The following is a 19,503-nucleotide window of genomic DNA, read 5'->3' as shown; positions in this document are numbered from 1 at the left end:
ATATCAGGTGTCCACCAAAAGGGGGTCAGGTCCCCACCACCACCGCTGTCGCATCCTCTGTGGCGTAGAAAACCAAGAAAAACAGCCTCTACGAAACCCGGAGCTTGATACCTGCACAAGTTCATGGTCAGGGCCCTAGGTGGCTGGATGGACTGTGTGATAACGACCATCTTGCACCGTCTAGGGCCTCTTGCTATGCCACGACACCACCAAAACACCCCCTGCCTATCCTTTTGACCCGGCCCAACGACCCCTACCCCCAGCCAGGTAGCTATGTTGCTACGCACTCTAGATTGGGAAGAGCCGTTTTACCCTCTATCTATTGCAACTCATTGCCGCGCAGGGTAGCCTAACCTAAACAGGCCCTATTTGGCGTTATGTGCTCGCTAAGAAAAGGACATTGAGTGGTTCGCACAGGAGAGACGGCAAGAGTGGGGGTTCTCGGTTCGCATGGCGAAGTAGGCCGCCAAGTAGCCGCACTGTTGCGCGCTAGCGGACATATGGTGAACTGCGGGAATCGGTCTCACCACACATCAGATGAGCGCACCGCTATCGTTGACGCTCACGACGAGGAATCTGTCAACAAATTTTCCCGTGACCTTGATGTCGTCGTCAACTGCGCCGGACCGTCATGTCTTCTCAAGACCTCAGTAGCGTCGGCACTACCAGACTCAGTGGGCTATATAGACCCGTTCGGAGCCAACTCATTCGACAACTATCCCACCAACCGTCCGTGCGTGGTCAACGCCGGCGCTACCCCCGGTCTCAGCGGTCTATTACTACGCCACCTGGCGGGCCTAATCGACGACTGTCAATCGGTAACTCTCTGCACTGGTGGACGCGACCGGGGCGGGCTGTCGGGTCTGGTCGATGTGGTGCTAAGTACCCACAACTCCTACGGACATCCTGGGAAGATGATTGTCGACGGCGACCTCGTGGCTTACCAACCTGGGAGCATCCACGCTGAAGATCTGGAACCTTTCCCAAGCGATGACGGACTCATAGCAAGCCCGTTCGTCACCAACGAGCTACGCAAGATGGCCCAAGATTTCTCTATTCCGCGCCTCATAGGGGTCACGGCCATACCGGACCGGGACACCCAGCAGTTACTTTTACGTGCGCTCTCACAAACCGACATATCAGACCCAACCACGCTCATGAATTTGTGCGCAGACATAGCTGCAGCGAAGACCAAACTCGATGCCGGAAAGAACCACTGGTTTGCCATCCAAGCCACTGTCCACGGCACCCTACGGGGCCGCCCTGTTCGCGTCTCAGGCAGTGTCCACGCACCGGACTCCACCTTCATCACCGCTCTTTTTGTTGCGGAAGCGACAAAAAGCGTTATCCGCGACGAACTACTAACCGGGCCGAAATGGGGCTATGAGCTGCCGGCCCCTCAAACTGTCCTCTCGTCACTGGCCTCTTACAACGTCGACATTAAAATCGTCGGCCCTACAGCAACTACCGACGCACCTCAATGGAGTGATGACGACGATGCAGGCTTCATTTAAAAACCCCGGTATTTCGGCTCAGAACCTAGAAAGGCCCGTCGCATGAACACTGTACGCGTCGTCGTATGCGGCACAACATTTGGCCGTATATACATCAACGGGATAAAAAAGCTTGCGGATAAATTTTCGCTGGTAGCAATCCTATCTCAGGGCAGCGAACAGTCGCGCCGGCTGGCAGAGCAGCTAGGCGTACCTCTGTGTACCAAGATCGAAGATCTCCCCGCTTTTGATCTTGCCTGTGTGGTGGTCAGATCTAGCGTCGTTGGCGGTTCCGGCACGCAGCTCGCCCTAGAGTTTTTAAGCCGTGGCAAGCATGTAGTGATGGAGCACCCGATCCACAAGAAAGACTCTGTAGATTGCTACCGGATGGCAGCGAAAAATAACGTGCAGTTCAAGCTCAACACCTTCTACCGCTGGAATCCAACCATATCCCGGTACTTGGAAATCGCAACAACACTAACCAGGCAGTTCAAAATCATCCACATAGACGCCGAATGTAGCATTCACTTTCTATTCTCAACGCTCGATATCATCGGAAGGATTACCGGCGGTTTTACCCCATGGAGCTTTGATGACGACACCCAAGTTACCGGAATATTCACTACGCTCACCGGTTCGATACGCAAAACCCCGCTCTGCTTGCGCGTGGTTAATCACAACGACCCAGAAAAGCCAGACGATTTCGCTCACGTGGGGCATCGAATAACTGTTTTCACGCACGCCGGAAATCTGGTGCTCACCGAGACTGACGGAACCATCATCTGGCACCCAAACACCCCAATCCCACGAGATCAAGCTGGCTTGCTAAGCACTGCTGCCGATGATCGTTTGAGCACTCTACAGTTGCATGAGAATCTCCTTATCGAGCCGTGCGTTACCCGTGTCGCCCTCTACGACCATACCTGGCCTGCAGGCATTGCGGAGTTTCTGAACGAAGTATATGACAAGTTGGCGTGCTCCAAGAACGAAGCGCAAGAAGCCGAATACCTCCTGGCATTGTGCGCAGTCTGGGCGCGCACCGGACAATTACTGGGTCCCACATGTACCGTCCAAGCAGCTATGCATGCCGAACCACTCAGTCTCGAGAGTCTGATGTGGCCGCTGGGGGAGTCTCATACCTCCCCCATTGAGCGAAACAACCCCAACCACCGGAACACAGGAGAGATAACATGGATGTCACAGCGCTGATTAACGACCTTGAATCCCGCGGTATAGCGCTATGGGTGAACGGCGATCGACTCAACTACCGTTCACCCAAGGGTTCCTTGCGCGAGGAAGACCTCGCGGCCTTAAGGTCAAATAAGGAAAAGGTTTTGGCATGGTTGCGTGAGCGGGAGGCCGTTCCGCATGATGAGCAAGCACGGTTCGCCCCCTTCCCCATGACCGATATTCAGCGCGCATACGCAACCGGTCAGAACGAAGGCTATGATCTGGGTGGCACCGGGTGCCACAGCTACGCCGAAATACGAACGGAACGCCTTGATCGCAGCCGCCTTGAACAGGCCTGGCACGAACTCATCCAGCGCCATGACATGCTCTCTGCAGTGGTCGTTCCACCGGATTCGCTGCAGGTGGTTAAATCTCGCAGTTTGCCGGTGCTACAAGCTGTAGACCTCGCGGGCCACAACCCAGATGTCCCGGACGCCGAGTATCTTCGTCACCGCGCAAAATTGGAAAACCGTAGCTACCCGTTGGGCACCTGGCCACTGCACGAATTCCAGCTTTTGCAATTTGACGAATGCAGCATCCTACAGTTTTCGGTGGACATGATCATCGCCGACTTTGTAAGCGTGAGGGTGATGGTCGAGGAACTTCTAACTCTCTACGCAGGTAACGTTCTACCGGAACTAGAGGACACCACGTTTCGGGATATAATCACCTCCCGTAACCACCACAGCCAGAGTGCCGCTGGCTTCGCTGCACGCACCAATGCAAAAAAGTACTGGTCCGAGATCATCCCCTCGTTGTCCGGCAAACCCTTACTGCCGACGCTGACCTCAGCCGATCGCACATCCGAAATGCCGGTGCGTTTCACCCGGCGTACCTGGCGATGCTCGCCAGCAGCATGGTCAAAGCTCACCGACGCAGCAAGCACTCACGGCGTCACTCCTTCGGCGACGCTACTTACCGCCTACGCCGATGTACTGCGCCGTTGGTCCTCCACAAGTGACTTTTGCGTCAATGTCACTTCGATGAACCGAGATTCTGCCATTGCCGGAATCAACCGTATTATCGGAGACTTTACCGAGATGACCCTACATGCTTGCCATCCGCACACTGGAACCTTTAGTGAGCGCGTGCACGCAACCCAGGAGCAGCTATCCGAAGAGCTATCACACGCTGCGTATTCCGGGGTTGACGTGTTGCGCGATATAGCCCGCACTACCGGGCAGCCCGCGGTAATCCCGGTAGTATTCACCAGCGCGTTGGGTGCAGACACACCGCACAACAATGGTCCGGCCTACAACCTTGTCTCCGGCGTAAGCCGAACGCCGCAGGTATGGATTGACTGTCAGGCATTCCAGGACGGAGGCTCTTGCAACGTCAACTGGGACGTGCGAGAGGACGTCTTTGAACCGGCGTTGATCGACGACATGTGGGAGTCATTTACCGACCTACTCGATCGCCTGGTCGACGACGGTTCGGCGTGGCAGGAAACTGATTCAGTCCACTTGCCCGATAAGACGATCGCCATCCGTAACCGCATTCACAAAACCCACGTACAGCAGACCACCCGATGCCTCCACGACGGGTTTTGGGATAACGTCCAGCAGCACCCACACCAGCCAGCGCTGGTGTGTGGCGGAAAAACCTACAGCTACCAACATCTGGCTGGCTACGTCGGGGCATTACAGCATGAGCTCTCTGATGTCGGTCCCGGAGATTACATTGCCATCGTCCTAGGTAACGGAGTATGGCAAATAGCTGCCGCTGTTGCCGTGGTATCAACTGGTGCAGCCTACGTGCCGATCGATCACGAGCAACCCGCAATCCGCCAACGTTCAATGATAGAAGCGTGTCGTCCTGCCAACGTCATCACTAATTCTCATTTCTCCGAAGAAAATACCGATATCTCCAACATCAACGTCGATACTCTCAGCCCGATACAGTACAGTGGCACCATAGCCTCACCGGTTTCCCCCACCGAAACCGCCTACATCATCTTCACCTCAGGCAGCACCGGAATTCCAAAAGGTGTTGTCGTTACGCACTCGGCTGCAATGAACACCATAGATAGCGTGAACAATCTCCTCGGCCGAAATAAAAGACGCACGGTATTGGGGGTATCGAAGTTATCCTTTGACTTATCCGTGTATGACATCTTCGGTACCTTCGCAAGCGGTGGCACTTTGGTCCTGCCGTTAGACGAGGAATCGCGAAACCCCAGCAAATGGATCGATTTCCTTGTTGATAACAACGTCGATACCTGGAACTCTGTTCCTGCACTGTTCCAAATGCTTGTGCGAGAGGTAGAGGTGACCCGTCACCCGAACATCCTCAGCCTAGACCTGGTTATGCTGTCCGGAGACAGGATCCCGGGCACTCTCCCAGCGCATGCTGCACCCCACTTCCCTAATGCTGAACTCATCAGCCTCGGCGGCGCCACGGAGGGCGGAATATGGTCGATTTTCCACCCGATGACCTGTCACACAAATGAAACTAGCATACCATATGGTACCGCGTTACCCAACCAAGGAATGTGGGTGCTCGACGAGGCCTGCAATGAGTGTCCGGACTGGGTGCGAGGGCAAATCCATATTTCCGGGGAAAGCCTAGCCACCGGTTACCTCAACGATCCAACCTCCACAGCAGAGAAATTTTTCTTTTCCGAAAAGCATGGCACACGTATGTACGCTACCGGGGATATAGGAAGCTACCGCCCAGACGGCGTAATCGAGTTTCACGGCCGTCGGGACAATCAACTAAAAATCAACGGCTATCGAGTGGAAACCGGCGAGATAGAAGGAGTCCTCGAATCCAACGACTTCGTCGAACGCGCTATAGTACTCACCCAGGAAACCAGTGACCCAATTAAACTACATGCTTTCGTCACTGATGCACAGAGCGACAAAGATGAGCTCAAGGATGCTGGGCAAATCAGAAACTCGGAGCTCCGTACAATGCTTGAGCAGCGCTGGACACCTGCAGATACGAGCCTTGACACGGGAATATTTGCCACATGGATGCGGCTGGGAAACGAAGCCGCGATGGCTGCTTTGCTCGCGGCTTTCCAACAAGCCGGTGTTTTCCTCGTTGCAGGAAAATACCACACTCTTACGGAAATCACCGCGGCGATCCATCCCTCCGAAGAGTATCGCGAACTCATAACCCGTTGGCTCAATATTCTGACTGGAGAAGGCTTAGCCACTAAGGATGATGAGGGTTGGACTGTCAGCCAACAGACCCTGGACTTCTTCGTGTTCGGAGAGGCCTGGGATCAGTTCGGCAACATGGAAGCGGAAATCAATAACAGTAAGGAATTATTCAATTACCAACGGCACGCAGCTGAGGCGCTTCTTTCCCAGTTGCGCGGAGAGATCAGTCCCACCGAGGTGTTCTTCCCGGAGGGAGATACCCATAACGCCCGCACCATTTACGGCGAAAACCGCATTAGCAAGGCGATGAATGCTGCGGCCGCAGAGGCAGTGATCGGCATTGCCGAGCACCACGCTGATCATCCGGTAAGGATCCTCGAGGTCGGCGCTGGCATAGGTGCTACGACGGAAAAAATTGTTAGCCGACTCCCCGAGAACGTAATCGAATACCGCTTCACCGATATTTCGACATTCTTCCTACATAAAGCCCAAAAAATGTTCGCGCATTGTGATGCCATGACCTATGGCCTGTTTGATATGAACTCAGACTGCACATCGCAAGATGTAGAGTTCGGCGGTTACGACATCATTTTGTGCGCCAACGTACTGCATAATTCAGTAAATATCGAGGAGTCATTCACCCGCTTAAAGCAGCTGCGCCGCCCCGGGGGCGTGATCGTCATAGTAGAGCCGATCACTGAACTCTACGCAGCCCTTATCTCGGTGTCCATCAAGATGAATCTGGTTGATTTCACGGACCACCGTGCGGAATCACACAAGGTGTTCATCGAGGACGCGCAGTGGGATCAGGTCTTCAGGGATACCCAGATGCACCGCATCGCGGAGTACCCAAACACTAGTGACCCGTTGCGCGAATGCGGGCAACGACTCATCATCGTTGGTGCCGATGACGACGATGTCCCCACGCTCAACAGTGAAGACATTCTGGGCTACCTGCGTGCTCACCTACCGGGTTACATGGTTCCGGCTTCCGTCAATGTACTACCGGAATTGCCGTTAACCTCAAATGGCAAGGTAGACCGCAAGGCCCTAGCGCAACTCTGCTTAGAACCGGTGGGAAGCCCCAACAACCGGATCGATCCTCCACGCAACGAAACGGAAGAGCAGATAGCGACTATCTGGCGCGATGTCCTCGACACCACGGAGGTTGGGCGCAATGATGACTTCTATGCGCTTGGGGGTGACTCACTGCTCATGGCCGAAACGGTAACCCGGCTCCGCCAAGAAATACCTGGCCTACAGCAGCACACGTGGGACGCCCTTATGCGTGGCGTACTCAAGGTGCCAACCATCGCAGGCATTTCCGCGCTAGCACAGGCTGCAGGAAGTAGCTGTCAACCCGAAGCATTAAAAGCCGTTAATTCTGCTAATCATACCTCCCCTGAACTGACTGCTCTGTCTACTGTAGCCAGTGGCTCTCCAACTGGGTCTTCAAATCTGCATGTATACCGATTGCCGAAGGACGCAATGTTCTGCCGCGTGATGATCCACGCTGGCACTGGCCGCCTGAAGGACTACGAGTTCTTGATGCCCGAACTGCTTCAACGCCAGCCAGAGATTGCCCACGTTGGTTTTACCGCTGGTGACGCAGATCGATTCCTGGACTACACAACCCGTACGCTGATCAGGGATCTGGCCCAGAGCTACGCCCAGGAACTTGATGAGTTGGATATGGAATCTTATCAGTTGGTCGGCTACTGCATTGGCGGTATGTTAGCGCTGGAGACCGCGAAGGCGCTCACCGAACTCGGCCGCGACGTGCGCCAGGTAACTTGCATCAGCACCCACCAGTGCCCGCACCGGGTCACTAATGAACTGCTGTGTGAGCTCGCCTATGGGTGCATTTTCAACGCTGACCTAAGTGCAATGGGGGCGAACTTCGACCTCAAAACCCTCGCAGCAGCCCTGGAGCACACCCTTGATGGCATCAACCGCAATATCAGTGACGAAGAACTGTGTACCCTTGAAGGCCCATACGCAGATATCGGGGAATTCTTCCAAAAGATGGCGGTGTTGAGTCCCAGGGCGCGCCGCAAACTCATCTACCGAAGCATCCGTGAATTCGACACAGACTCCGAGTCCACTCGCGGGATGCTGGACATCCTATACGATGTCTTCCGGCATTCGTTACTCGGAACCATCGACTACGTCCCCGATGTCTATTTCGGTGATGTAGTCGTACTGCAGCCTACCGAAGGTGTAACTGGTTTTTACCCGAGCCTAGGCGGAGACATCGATTGGCCAGCGACCGTGCTCGGCAACCTGCAGATACATGCCGTGGCCGGTTCTCATGCCACCTGCCTGCTACAGGAGAACGTACCCTCACTACTTCCGTTCTTCACGGAGAGGGAACAACGAAATGGCTAATGTGGGACACATTATCTATAAAGCAGACGACCTAGAGAACTCAATTAATTACTTCCGTTCGCGCGGCTTTGACGTTGAACCAGGACAACAGAAAAACGCTGCAAGCGCGCTTATTTATTTCTGCGAGGGTCCCTACCTGGAGATACGAGAGCGAGCCGACGTACCACCGTTTTTCCGCCAACTTTTACACCTTACTGGCAATGGAAAATTCGTCGACTCCTATGACAGATTCTCCACCATGTCACAGGGGTACTCACGGGTGGTACTGGAGGCGCAGCGCAAGGAATTTGACCACATAAAGGAGATTTTTGATTCTCATCAAACCAAGAGCCTGACAATCCCGTTCTCCCGCAAGGATCCCGCTGGCAGACGGCTCGCCTGCTGGTGTCTGTCACCCGACGACTGGGCGATCCCGCTTTTCGTGACCCCCTTTGCCATTGATACCCATCGCAGCACCCCGCATCCTAACGGGATTACCCACATAACCGACATCGATTTTGCGGCCAGTGAGAAGACATTAAGCATTTGTAAGCACGTTGGTGTCGACGGCGGCCTCACCTGCCGTTCCGGCACAGGCACGATTGATTTGGAGTTTGCATGAGAGGGCGCGATATCGACCGCAACAGTGTGTTGAAGCATTACGAAGGCACCGGCCACCTGGCCCGAAAAAGCCTGTGCCAGGAACTGTTCGAATCATCCGAGATTTATTCGGACCATGTAGCTGTCATCGCTGACGACGCACACCTGACCTACGCACAACTCGAGCAATCACTTTGTGTGTTCACCGAGGAGCTACGAGAAAGCGGCCTCTCGCCAGGAGACCACGTGCTACTGCAACTGCCAAACACCGCAGCGTATGTGGTGACTCTGCTTGCGCTGATGCGCGTGGGTGCTATCCCAACCCTGCTGCTTCCCGCGCATAGAGAGGCCGAAGTTGCAGCGTTGTGTGAGTCTTTACACCCAGTTGCTTATATCGGTGGCCGCGACCATCTCGGTTTTGACACCGTAGCCATGGTAGAGGCTATGGGACCCGGCGAGCTCGGACTCAAAGAACTGTGGGCCGATAACGGACCCACGCACGACAAGGAGTCCTCGTACCGAGTTCTGCCAGGTCTCTTCACTGCCCCGATTTCTACCAAATGTTCTCCGCCTACTAAGTGGCCGGATCCACGCAGCGTTGCGCTGAATCTTTTGTCTGGCGGAACCACGAACATGCCAAAAATAATTCCCCGGGTACATGAGGCGTATGCATATAACACCCGTGCGGCGGCACAGTGCTGCGGCGTCGGGCCAGATACGGTATACTTGGCGGTTCTATCTACCTCTCATGATTTCGCCTTAGCTCAGCCCGGGATTCTGGGCACCTTGCTTTCGGGCGGCACTGTGGTTCTGTGCACCAGCGCAGCCTTCGATGAGGCGTTTCCGGCCATTGCGACCCACGGGGTCACGCTGACTGCACTAGTTCCTGCGGTAGCCCAGGTGTGGGTGGAGGCCGCAGAGTGGTTTCCCGCAGATTTCTCTTCCTTGGAGCGAATTATCATTGGCGCAGCGGCGCTTAACGACGGCTTAGGTGAGGCAATACAGGATCGTTTCGGTGTGCGTATCCACCAGGGTTATGGCATGGGTGAAGGCATCACTACGTTCACGCGTATTGATGACCCTCCAGCGGTGATTCTTGGCACGCAAGGTCGTCCCATCTCTGATGCTGACGAGTTGGTAATCGATGGCCCGGGAGGCGAGCCGGGAGAGATACTAGAAAAGGGCCCTTATACTTTCTTCGGCTACGAAGGAAACCGCGATACCCCGGACTGTTTCACCGAGGATGGTTTCTTCCGCACCGGTGACCGTGGCTACCTTACCGAGGACGGCAACCTGGTGCTGTGCGGGCGCGTGGTTGAACAGATCAATCGCCTGGGCGAAAACGTCTCCCCTTCTGAGGTCGAGACACTCTTGTCTGGAACTCCAGGCATTAGTGCTGCAGCCGTCTTCCCAATGCCAGATAGAGCACTGGGAGAGCGCACCGTTGCAGCCATCGTCGCCCAACCAGGCGTTAACCGCTCCGCCATTCTGGATGATTTCCTCACCCGAGGCGTAGCCCGATACAAGGTGCCGGACCAGGTGATCACTGTCGACGAAATTCCACTGATCAACATCGGCAAGGTCGACAAGAAAAAGCTGCGTGCTCTCGCGGCAGCGCAATTTACTGACCGTGAATCCGAACAAAGCTGAGAGGACAAGACCATGATCAAAGAGGAACAAATTCGCGAAGAACTCCTCGCCTCGCTCCACCAGATCCTCGGCGAAGATGCCGAAATCGGCATCGACGACAACCTGCTCTCCCACGGCCTGGAGTCACTTCCAACAGTCCGTCTGCTCGCTGATTGGATGAAACAGGGACACCGCGTCTCCTTTGGAGATTTCATGCGCGCCCCAACGGTAAGGCAGTGGGCGAAGATGCTTGTAGAATCCACACCAAACCACAGCACTGACGCCATTGAGTCCCCCAAAGATGGGTTTGCCGCTCCCATCGACGATTCCGTACCCTTTGACCTCACAGATGTCCAATACGCCTATTGGATTGGCCGCAATTCCTCGCAGCAACTGGGCGGGGTGGGCACCCACGGCTACGTAGAGGTCGAATCCCGCAGTATCAATATCGACCGATTGCAACAAAGCTGGCTGACGCTGCTACGTTCCCACCCGATGTTGCGCGCCTGCTACACCGAAGATGGCAAGCAATATGTGCTGCCAGAGCCGCCCCACCCCACCATCCTCGTTCATGACCTCACCAAGATGGACGAGTCCACGCGCGAAGAAGCTCTGCTATCCACGCGCGAACGCCTTTCGCACCGACTGTTGGACATAGCTACCGGCCATGTGGTATCTTTAGAAGTCAGCCTCCTCCCTCAGGATGTAGCAGTTATTCACTTCGATATCGACCTGCTTGTGTGCGATGTGCAGAGTTTCCAAATTATCTTGCACGACCTCGCCCACCATTACGCCACCGGTGAAGCCCCCGACGCCGACCCGTCGTGGAGTTTCGCTCGCTACCTCGCTGGACACGCTCGCGAAGGCGTCGCCGATATCGACCGTGACCAGGCATACTGGCGCAATCGCCTCTCCGAGTTGCCGGGTGCCCCAACCTTGCCGATGAGCCACGGCACCAACGAGGAACAAGCACACCGGTTTGTACGCCGCAGTCGATCATTCGATTCGGCAACTTGGTCGCGCTTGCGTGAGGTGTGTGAACACCACGCTACTACCCCAGCAATGGTGTTGCTGACCGCCTACGCCCGCACCATCGGCCAATGGAGCGAGAATAAAAAATTCCTCATGGCCGTACCTCTGTTCAACCGCGGTTCAGACACAGCGATAAAGAATGTCGTCGCAGACTTTACCGCCCTGACACTCACCAGTATCGATCAGTCCACACGCCGCACTTTCAGCGAGGACCTCAAGGATATACAGGCCTCTTTCTATGAGGATTCGTCACATTCACAGTATTCGGCGGTGCGGGTGCTGCGAGACCTACGTGCTTCCAGAGGTGAGCAAGTTTTGGCTCCCGTGGTGTTCTCCTGCAACCTGGGAGACCCACTGGTTGGCCAAGAGTTTATAGATACCTTCGGAGAGATTAGCTACATGATCTCCCAGACCCCCCAGGTGTGGATTGACCTCCAAGTCTTCACCACCGTCAACGGCTTCCTAATCGTCTGCGACGCAGTTGAACAGTTGTTCCCCGAGAAGATGCTGGACGATCTCTTCGCCACCCTAGTGATGGAGATTGACAAGGCAATCACCGACGATCTCTCGCATTCAGACCCGGTAGAGAGCCCAGGAGCGCAGGCCCGTCGAGCGTCACGTGCCGAAGTTGCCTCTTGGCGGCTGCCTGACACCACCCTTGTCGATGAGGTGATTGCCGCTGCACGGTGCCACCCCCAGGCCACGGCCATTCGCAGTGCAAGCGGCGACGTTATTACCTACCAAGATTTGGAAGAGCAAGCCACCACCATCGCCTCTGCTTTGGTGAATTCCGGGGTTGAGCGAGGCGCTTTGATTGCAGTGATGGTGGAGCGTGGTCCTCGCCAGATTATTGGTGCGCTAGCCGCGATGATGGCGGGCGGAGCATATGTACCGGTGAGTCTACAGCAACCGGAATCTCGTATTGCCGCTCTCTTGGGGGCAAGCCAAGTAACGCATCTGATTACTGACCGACCCGATAAGGTTCTGAGCGAAACTGCAGTTCAGGTAGTAGATTTCACGAGCGCTACCGGCACAGCCAATCTTCCGCAGCTGCATCCACAAGACCCAGCCTATGTAATCTACACCTCTGGGACCACTGGAACACCAAAAGGAGTCGAGATTTGCCACGGTGCTGCATGGAACACCATTAGCGAGATCAACCGTCGCCTGGGCGTTGGTCCGACAGACCGCCTACTAAGCGTATCTTCCTTTGATTTCGATCTCTCGGTGTACGACGCCTTCGGGCTCCTTTCTGCTGGCGGCGAACTGGTAACCATCCCAGATGATGCGCGCCGCGACGCCAAGAAGTGGGTATCGCTGGTGGATAGTTTAGGCATAACTATCTGGAATTCGGTGCCTACTTTGTTTGAGATGCTTTTATCTGCGGCTGATCGGACACCGGGCAAGCTCAGCAGCATACGCCATGTTCTGCTATCTGGCGACTGGATTGATACCAGCCTGCCTGAGCGCATGCGCACGGTTACCCCGCAGGCACACCTATTAGCTATGGGCGGTGCGACGGAGGCATCTATCTGGTCCAATGGTCTCGACCTCGATGTAGTGTCACCCGAGTGGACCTCAATTCCCTATGGTCGGCCGCTTGCCAAACAGATGTACCGGGTGGTGTCCAGCAATGGCCAGGACTGTCCCGATTATTCTGTGGGGGAGCTGTGGATTGGCGGCCTGGGCGTAGCTACACAATATGTCGGCGACCCCGGACTCACCGAAACTAAGTTCGTAATCTCGGAGGACTCACGTTGGTACCGCACAGGCGATATGGGCCGGTTCTGGGCCGATGGGACGATCGAGTTTTTAGGCCGCTCGGATAACCAAGTCAAAGTTCGTGGCCACCGCATCGAACTCGGCGAGATCGAGTCCGCGTGTGAAGCGTTGCTGCCAATAGAGCGTGCCGTGTGTATCACGCACCAAGGTGCATCATCGTCACCATCTTTGGTTACGTTTGCTCAGTTCACACCGTCACATGTTGCCCGAACTACTCCGGAGCAGTTTGCGACGTCATTGCGCGCCAAAGTCAACGACGTGCTGACCGAGGGCGACATCCGCACGTCCGTCGAGCACGATGAGCATTTACAGACCGCATATGCCTTCTCAGTGATGCGACGCTGGGAGGAGCAACTCACCGGCGTGGGGACCCCAAACCACCTCCGCGAACACCGTAATCGCTGGCAGACATGGCTAGGCAAAGCAGATGAACACCCGGCTACCGCAGACTTGCTTCTAGACGACGAGTCGTTCGGCGCGTTAGAGCGTTTTGTCACCCCCTTCGAGCAAGCCTTCGTAATGGCGGAGAAGCAGCGCAGTATCGCTGAGTTCATCCAAAGCCCAGATTCGATGTCGGTGGAGCAATTCCTCGCAACCCGTCCGTTGGGTCGGTTGGTTCACCGGGTCCTCGGCGCGGTTGTGCGTGAATGCAGTACCCACTCAACCAGCGAGCTCAAGATTCTTGAGATCGGGTCACGCCGGCCCGAGGCCTCTGCGGACTACGCGGCTATCGCGGGGACGAGCGCATACGTGCTCGCTGATCCCTATCGTCATCACCTCGAACATGCCGGACAACGTGTTGGTAACACCTTCACGTACCGCCAGCTCGGAGTCACTAGCACGCCCCAACCGACTCCTGGGGAGGCAGTGACGAAGGCGGACTTGGTGCTGTGCAACCAGACGCTGCACCAGAGCGAGGACATCGAGAAAACGCTCTGTGAGGCCTGGGGCCTCAGCGCCCCTGGAGCAACGATGGTGGTGGTAGAGCCCACTGCCCCCTCCCCGATGTCCGATATCACCGCCGCATTTATTGCCAACAATACCACGGACGCTCGGGCCGAAACCGGTACAGTACTACTCAGCGCCCGCAGCTGGAAAGAAATCCTGCAGCGCACTGGGTGGAAACCTGTAGAGCATGTAGAGATCACTAAAACGACGGCGCTTATCATCGCCGAACGCGCTAGTTCCAACGAATCGGTCACACTATGCGATTCTGACTATGCCAAGGCTACAAACCTACTGGCCACCCGCCTTCCGGAGTACATGCTACCGAAACGCATCCTGGAGCTAGCGAAGTTTCCACTCACCAGCAACGGCAAGATTGACCGCAAAGCGCTCACAGCATTAGTGCCGGAATACTTCGACAACGAGCCCGCTGTCACCGAACTTCCGCACACCGCCACCGAGAAACGGCTCATCGATATCTGGGATGAGCTGCTGCACACCAGCTCCAACGTGAACTCAGACTACTTTCGCTTGGGTGGTGACTCTCTCACAGCAACACGCCTGCGCCGTACCATCGAACAGTGTTTTGGCGTGGAATTTCCGTTAGAGAATATCTTTGACGTTCCGTTGCTGCGCGACATGGCCGCCCGAATTGACCAGATAGCCGAAGTCCCCCACCAGCAATCGGATCTTCCCAAGATTGTTCACGGGTCTGAACAGTACGCTCCGTTCCCGCTGACTGAGGTGCAGCAGTCCTATCTCATCGGCAGCTCTGGAGCCATCGAACTCGGCGACGTTTCCAGCCACTGTTACTTTGAAATGTCCACTGCCTGCCTAGACCCGGAGCGAGTGGAAGACGCGTTCAATGCCCTGATTAAACGCCATCCCATGCTGCGCACCGTCGTGTGTGAGGACGGATTGAGTCAGCGTGTGTTGCCCGAAGTACCACGCTACCGCATTGCCCTCATTCGCTCCGGCAACGCCGACAATGAGGATACTCTCGATGAAATCCGAGAGGAAATGTCCCGCCAGAAGTTTGATCCCACTCAGTGGCCATGCTTTGACGTGCGCTACGTAGCCGAGCCCGACGCGGGTCGACTGCTTTTAAGTTTCGATAACTTGTTTATCGACGGCTGGAGCATGTTCCACATTTTCCGTGAGTGGAAGCAGGCCTACGACCACGGCGTAGACAGTCTCGATCCGGCAATCCCCTATTCATTTAAAGACTATGTCGAAGCCACGATTGAACTGTCACACAGCGACATCCATAAGCGTGACCAAGCCTATTGGGAATCGGCAGTGGATACTATTTATCCTGCACCGCAGTTGCCGGTGACCGACACAAACGGCGCTAATACCTCGCAGTTTTGCCGCCACCACGCCCTGGTGGACGCTGCGAAGTGGCGCCGGATTAAGCAACGGGTACGTGAGGAGGGGATGACCGAAGCCGTATTCCTAGCCGAGGTATACGCCGAAGTCCTAGCGAGGTACAGCGATGAGCCGCGACTTAGCATCAACCTGACCCGGTTCGACCGCACTCGGTTCGCCCCCGAGGTTGACCACATAGTTGGCGACTTCACCAGCCTATCTATTCTCAGCGTGGATACCCAGTGTGCACCATCGTTCCGGGACCGCGCTGCAGCGCTACACAGGCGCATGTTCAGCAATCTCGATCACGGCAGTGTCTCCGGCGTGTCGGTGCAGCGAATGCTTACTAAGCAACGCGGTGCTCGGGTAACCATGCCGGTGGTCTTCACGTGTGGCCTGGGCGTCGTGGAGCACCCCGAGTCAGATCAGAGTCCTTACCTGGGCGTAATCGATCATGGCCTATCGCAGACGCCACAGGTATGGATGGACCTCCAGGTCTATGAACACGATGGTGGCCTGATGCTGAATATGGACGCGGTCGAGGCGATCTTCCCCGACGACATGGTGGCGGAGCTTTTCACCAGCCTTACAGCCACTCTCTCGCACCTCGCAGAGTCCCCTGAACTCTGGAACGCGCCCACCAGTACCATAGCTCCGACGACCAACGCGCCCACCGCAGATCGAATCAACGACACAGACCGGGAACTCCCCGGAGCGGATAAGAGCCTACTGGGGCTGTATCAGAAGGGACTTGCCGAGCATGGTGACAACCTCGCGGTGATAGACGCCACCACGCAATGGACATACGAGCAACTCAATGAGCAGTCGGATAAGTGGGCCCAGCTTATTGCTGCAACTGACCCGGCGCCTGGTGATCTCGTTGGCATCATGATGGAAAAGTCCGCACAACAGATCGCAGCGGTACTAGGCGCAATGAAGGCCGGATGCGCCTACTTGCCGCTGAGCGTGGACCAACCGGTGGGGCGTAACACTTCCATCATCAACGATGCGGGTGCATCCATTGTTGCGATGGACCATCCGGACGATGATTTCGCTGCGTTAGCCGAGCACTGCACAGTCATCACTCTGGCCGATGTCGCCCGGCATCGGCCAGGTGACCAGGCCTTAAGCGAATCGAGTCCGACACCCAGCTCGCTTGCGTACGTCATCTACACGTCTGGTACGACGGGCACTCCCAAAGGAGTAGCCATCACCCACGAGTCGGCGGTCAATACGATTGTCGATGTCAACGAACGCCTCGGGGTGACTCCGACCGACCGGATATTGGGGATTTCAGAGCTAAACTTCGATCTATCGGTATACGACATCTTCGGGATGTTCGCGCGGGGTGCTACCTTGGTGTTGCCATCTCCAGCAGACAAACGTGATCCGCAGTGCTGGGCAGATGCCGTAACTACGCACTCGGTGACGCTGTGGAACTCTGTGCCAGCACTTTTTTCGATGTACGTGGAACACCTCCGCGAACGGAGCCTCATTGGTTCCTCCGTACGGTCGGCACTACTCAGCGGAGATTGGATACCTGTAAATATCGCTTACCAGGTCAGCACCCTCTTCCGGGACTGCACAGTTTTCGCTGCTGGGGGTGCTACCGAGGCATCGATATGGTCAAACTGGTACGAGGTAGGCGTCGATGATGCCTCGCGTACCAGCATTCCCTATGGAACGCCGCTGGCAAATCAGCGAATGTACATCCTCGATGAGGCCCTGAACCCCCGACCCACGCATGTGCCGGGAGACCTTTACATTGCCGGACGTGGCCTGGCCATGGGGTACTGGAAGGACCCAGAGAAGACCGCAGCATCATTCATCACCCACCCCCGCACCGGCGAACGAATGTACCGCACGGGCGACAAGGCCCTCTACAATCACCTTGGTCACATCATCTTCCTGGGGCGCGAGGACGGTCAGGTTAAGGTCAACGGCTACCGCATCGAACTCGGTGAGATCGAGTCAACAGCACGAAAATTCAACGAACTCCGCGATTGCGTCGCTGTCAACGACCATGGCATTGTTCTCTACGTTGTTACGCATGAGGGCTTTAACATGGCAGCACTCAATAACCACCTCGCCGAGTCTCTCCCTGCCTATATGCGTCCACGCGTGATATCACGCATTGATGGGCTACCACGGTCTTGGAACGGCAAGATTGATCGCAAGAGTTTAGAAGGAAAAACCTTTGAACAACCACAAACAAGGGAACGCTCTCGTAATCACCGAGATTCGGGTATCATTACCATCTTGCAAGAACTCCTCGGGCCCAAGGAGATCAGCATCGACGATGACTTCTTCACCATCGGTGCCGACTCGCTCACGGCCGTGCGGCTTACTAACTCGATTCGTCGAGAAATGTCAGTAGAGATCTCCATACGTGACGTATTCAACCATCCAACGGTCCGAGAATTGTCCGACCTGATCGCCAACATCGTCGGCAGCGACGTAGAAGAAGGCGAAATTTAGAGTTCATGCCACCCCTGTTTCACTCACCTGACAAGCCACTTGCCCCCAACCCAGTGCTACGCACAAGCAGCCTAATCTGAAAGGAAACATCATGCCCAGTACTCCCCACACCACCCCGAAAGATGCAAAAGCAGGACGGCTGAACATCACCGACCTGATGAACATCGGCATCTTCTTCGTCATCAACTTGGTAGCCGGCGTGGTCATCGCCTTCATCGGCATCACCCCCATCACCTACGTGATGATCACCAGCGTTCAGGCCCTCATCCTGGGCATCCCGATGATGCTGTTCTTGGCCAAGGTGCACAAGCCCGGCATGGTCTTCATATTCCTTCTTCTCAGCGGCCTCGCCAGCCTGCTGCTTGGTTTAGGCATATGGCCACTGCTGCTCAGCTTGGTCATGGCCGTGTTTGCCGAGTTAATTTTGCGCGCCGGCAAGTATACGAGCGCAATACACAGTGTGATCGCCTATGCCTTTATAGCAGTGTCACCCACCGCATCATATATTCCGCTTTTCTTCACCACTCGGCGCTACATAGAGAGCAGCGGCATGCAGACCAAATATGGTGCTAGTTTCGCGGATGGCCTCACCTCTATTGGCCAGATGACTTGGCTATTCCTCATCATTGTGATAGTAACCTTCGTCTGCGGGATCCTCGGCGGGATCCTCGGCCGGCGCATCTTCACCAAGCACTTCCAGCGAGCAGGAATCGCCTGATGTCGCCCACTTTGCCCGGATCAGGCACGCACACAGCGGGACTCCATCTGGACCCACGCACCACGGTGCTGGTCATCCTCGTGGTGTCCTCGGTGCTCATCTCACCGGCCGGGTCCAGTGGGGCGCTGGGCAGCACCGCCCGGTGGATGCTCATTGCCGTTCCCGGGGCACTTTTCCTCGCCTCCGGCATGGTGGCCGCTGCACTGCGATACGCACTCACCTTCGCGGTGCTCGCTGGCTTTCCTGCGGTGGTGGTACAGGCCCTGCCCGAGCGCCACATCATCGTGGACGTGTGCGCTACGTGGTTCGCAGGGCTTTCGCTCATCCTCCCTGGCATCACGTGCTGCTGGTACCTACTACGCACCGTCTCGGCCAGCGAATTCATGGCCGCGATGCAGCGCATGCGGAGCCCCGACGCCCTGACCATCCCCACGTCCATCATGTTCCGGTTCTTCCCGACGATTCTCGAGGAATACCGCGATATCCGCACCGCCATGCAGATGCGTGGCATCTCGGGCCTGCGCAACCCGATCGCTATGCTCGAATACCGCTTTGTGCCACTGTTGGCGTCCGTTGTGAGCATCGGCAACGAGCTGGCTATGTCTGCAGTGACCCGCGGATTGGGCTCGCCTCGCCGACGAACCACGCTGTGCGAGATAGGCTTCCGCGTAGGCGACGCAATAGTCATAAGCGTGCTCGTCGTGTCCCTGATCCTACTACTGGTAAATATAGTGATGCTGCCGTGATAAAGCTG

8 protein-coding genes and 1 pseudogene are annotated in these 19,503 nt (G+C 56.0%); all 9 read left to right on the top strand.

The window, feature by feature from the left end:
• Positions 1–404: 404 nt before the first annotated feature.
• Positions 405–623 (top strand): annotated as a pseudogene (locus HMPREF2692_RS13570) (NAD-dependent epimerase/dehydratase family protein); the annotation flags it as partial.
• A 291-nt stretch (positions 624–914) separates the two neighbouring features.
• Positions 915–1,514 (top strand): hypothetical protein, encoded by a 600-nt coding sequence (locus HMPREF2692_RS13430; protein ID WP_235591245.1) that lies wholly within the window; start codon positions 915–917, stop codon positions 1,512–1,514.
• 42 nt (positions 1,515–1,556) lie between these two features.
• Positions 1,557–2,702 (top strand): Gfo/Idh/MocA family oxidoreductase, encoded by a 1,146-nt coding sequence (locus tag HMPREF2692_RS11700; RefSeq protein WP_014303371.1) that lies wholly within the window; start codon positions 1,557–1,559, stop codon positions 2,700–2,702.
• Positions 2,684–8,218 (top strand): non-ribosomal peptide synthetase, encoded by a 5,535-nt coding sequence (locus tag HMPREF2692_RS11695; RefSeq protein ID WP_061926059.1) that lies wholly within the window; start codon positions 2,684–2,686, stop codon positions 8,216–8,218. Before HMPREF2692_RS11700 ends, HMPREF2692_RS11695 begins: the two co-directional genes overlap by 19 nt.
• Positions 8,211–8,819: a VOC family protein gene (locus HMPREF2692_RS11690; protein WP_062037230.1), complete on the top strand. Its 609-nt coding sequence runs from the start codon at positions 8,211–8,213 to the stop codon at positions 8,817–8,819. Before HMPREF2692_RS11695 ends, HMPREF2692_RS11690 begins: the two co-directional genes overlap by 8 nt.
• Complete coding sequence (locus HMPREF2692_RS11685) at positions 8,816–10,447, top strand: AMP-binding protein (protein ID WP_014303368.1); 1,632 nt, start codon at positions 8,816–8,818, stop codon at positions 10,445–10,447. Before HMPREF2692_RS11690 ends, HMPREF2692_RS11685 begins: the two co-directional genes overlap by 4 nt.
• 12 nt (positions 10,448–10,459) lie before the next feature.
• A complete protein-coding gene (locus HMPREF2692_RS11680) occupies positions 10,460–18,031 on the top strand; it encodes a non-ribosomal peptide synthetase (RefSeq protein ID WP_070455854.1) in 7,572 nt (2,523 codons plus the stop codon).
• Positions 18,032–18,122: 91 nt separating this feature from the next.
• Positions 18,123–18,749, top strand: coding sequence for an MptD family putative ECF transporter S component (locus HMPREF2692_RS11675; RefSeq protein WP_014307391.1), 627 nt, complete (start codon positions 18,123–18,125; stop codon positions 18,747–18,749).
• Positions 18,749–19,495, top strand: a complete 747-nt coding sequence (locus HMPREF2692_RS11670) for an energy-coupling factor transporter transmembrane component T (RefSeq protein ID WP_014303365.1) — start codon at positions 18,749–18,751, stop codon at positions 19,493–19,495. Before HMPREF2692_RS11675 ends, HMPREF2692_RS11670 begins: the two co-directional genes overlap by 1 nt.
• Positions 19,496–19,503: the final 8 nt, after the last annotated feature.

This window comes from Corynebacterium sp. HMSC036D03 (assembly GCF_001836185.1).
In the GTDB taxonomy this organism is placed as follows: Bacteria; Actinomycetota; Actinomycetes; order Mycobacteriales; family Mycobacteriaceae; genus Corynebacterium; species Corynebacterium simulans.
This window is presented reverse-complemented; position numbering and strand designations above follow the sequence as displayed.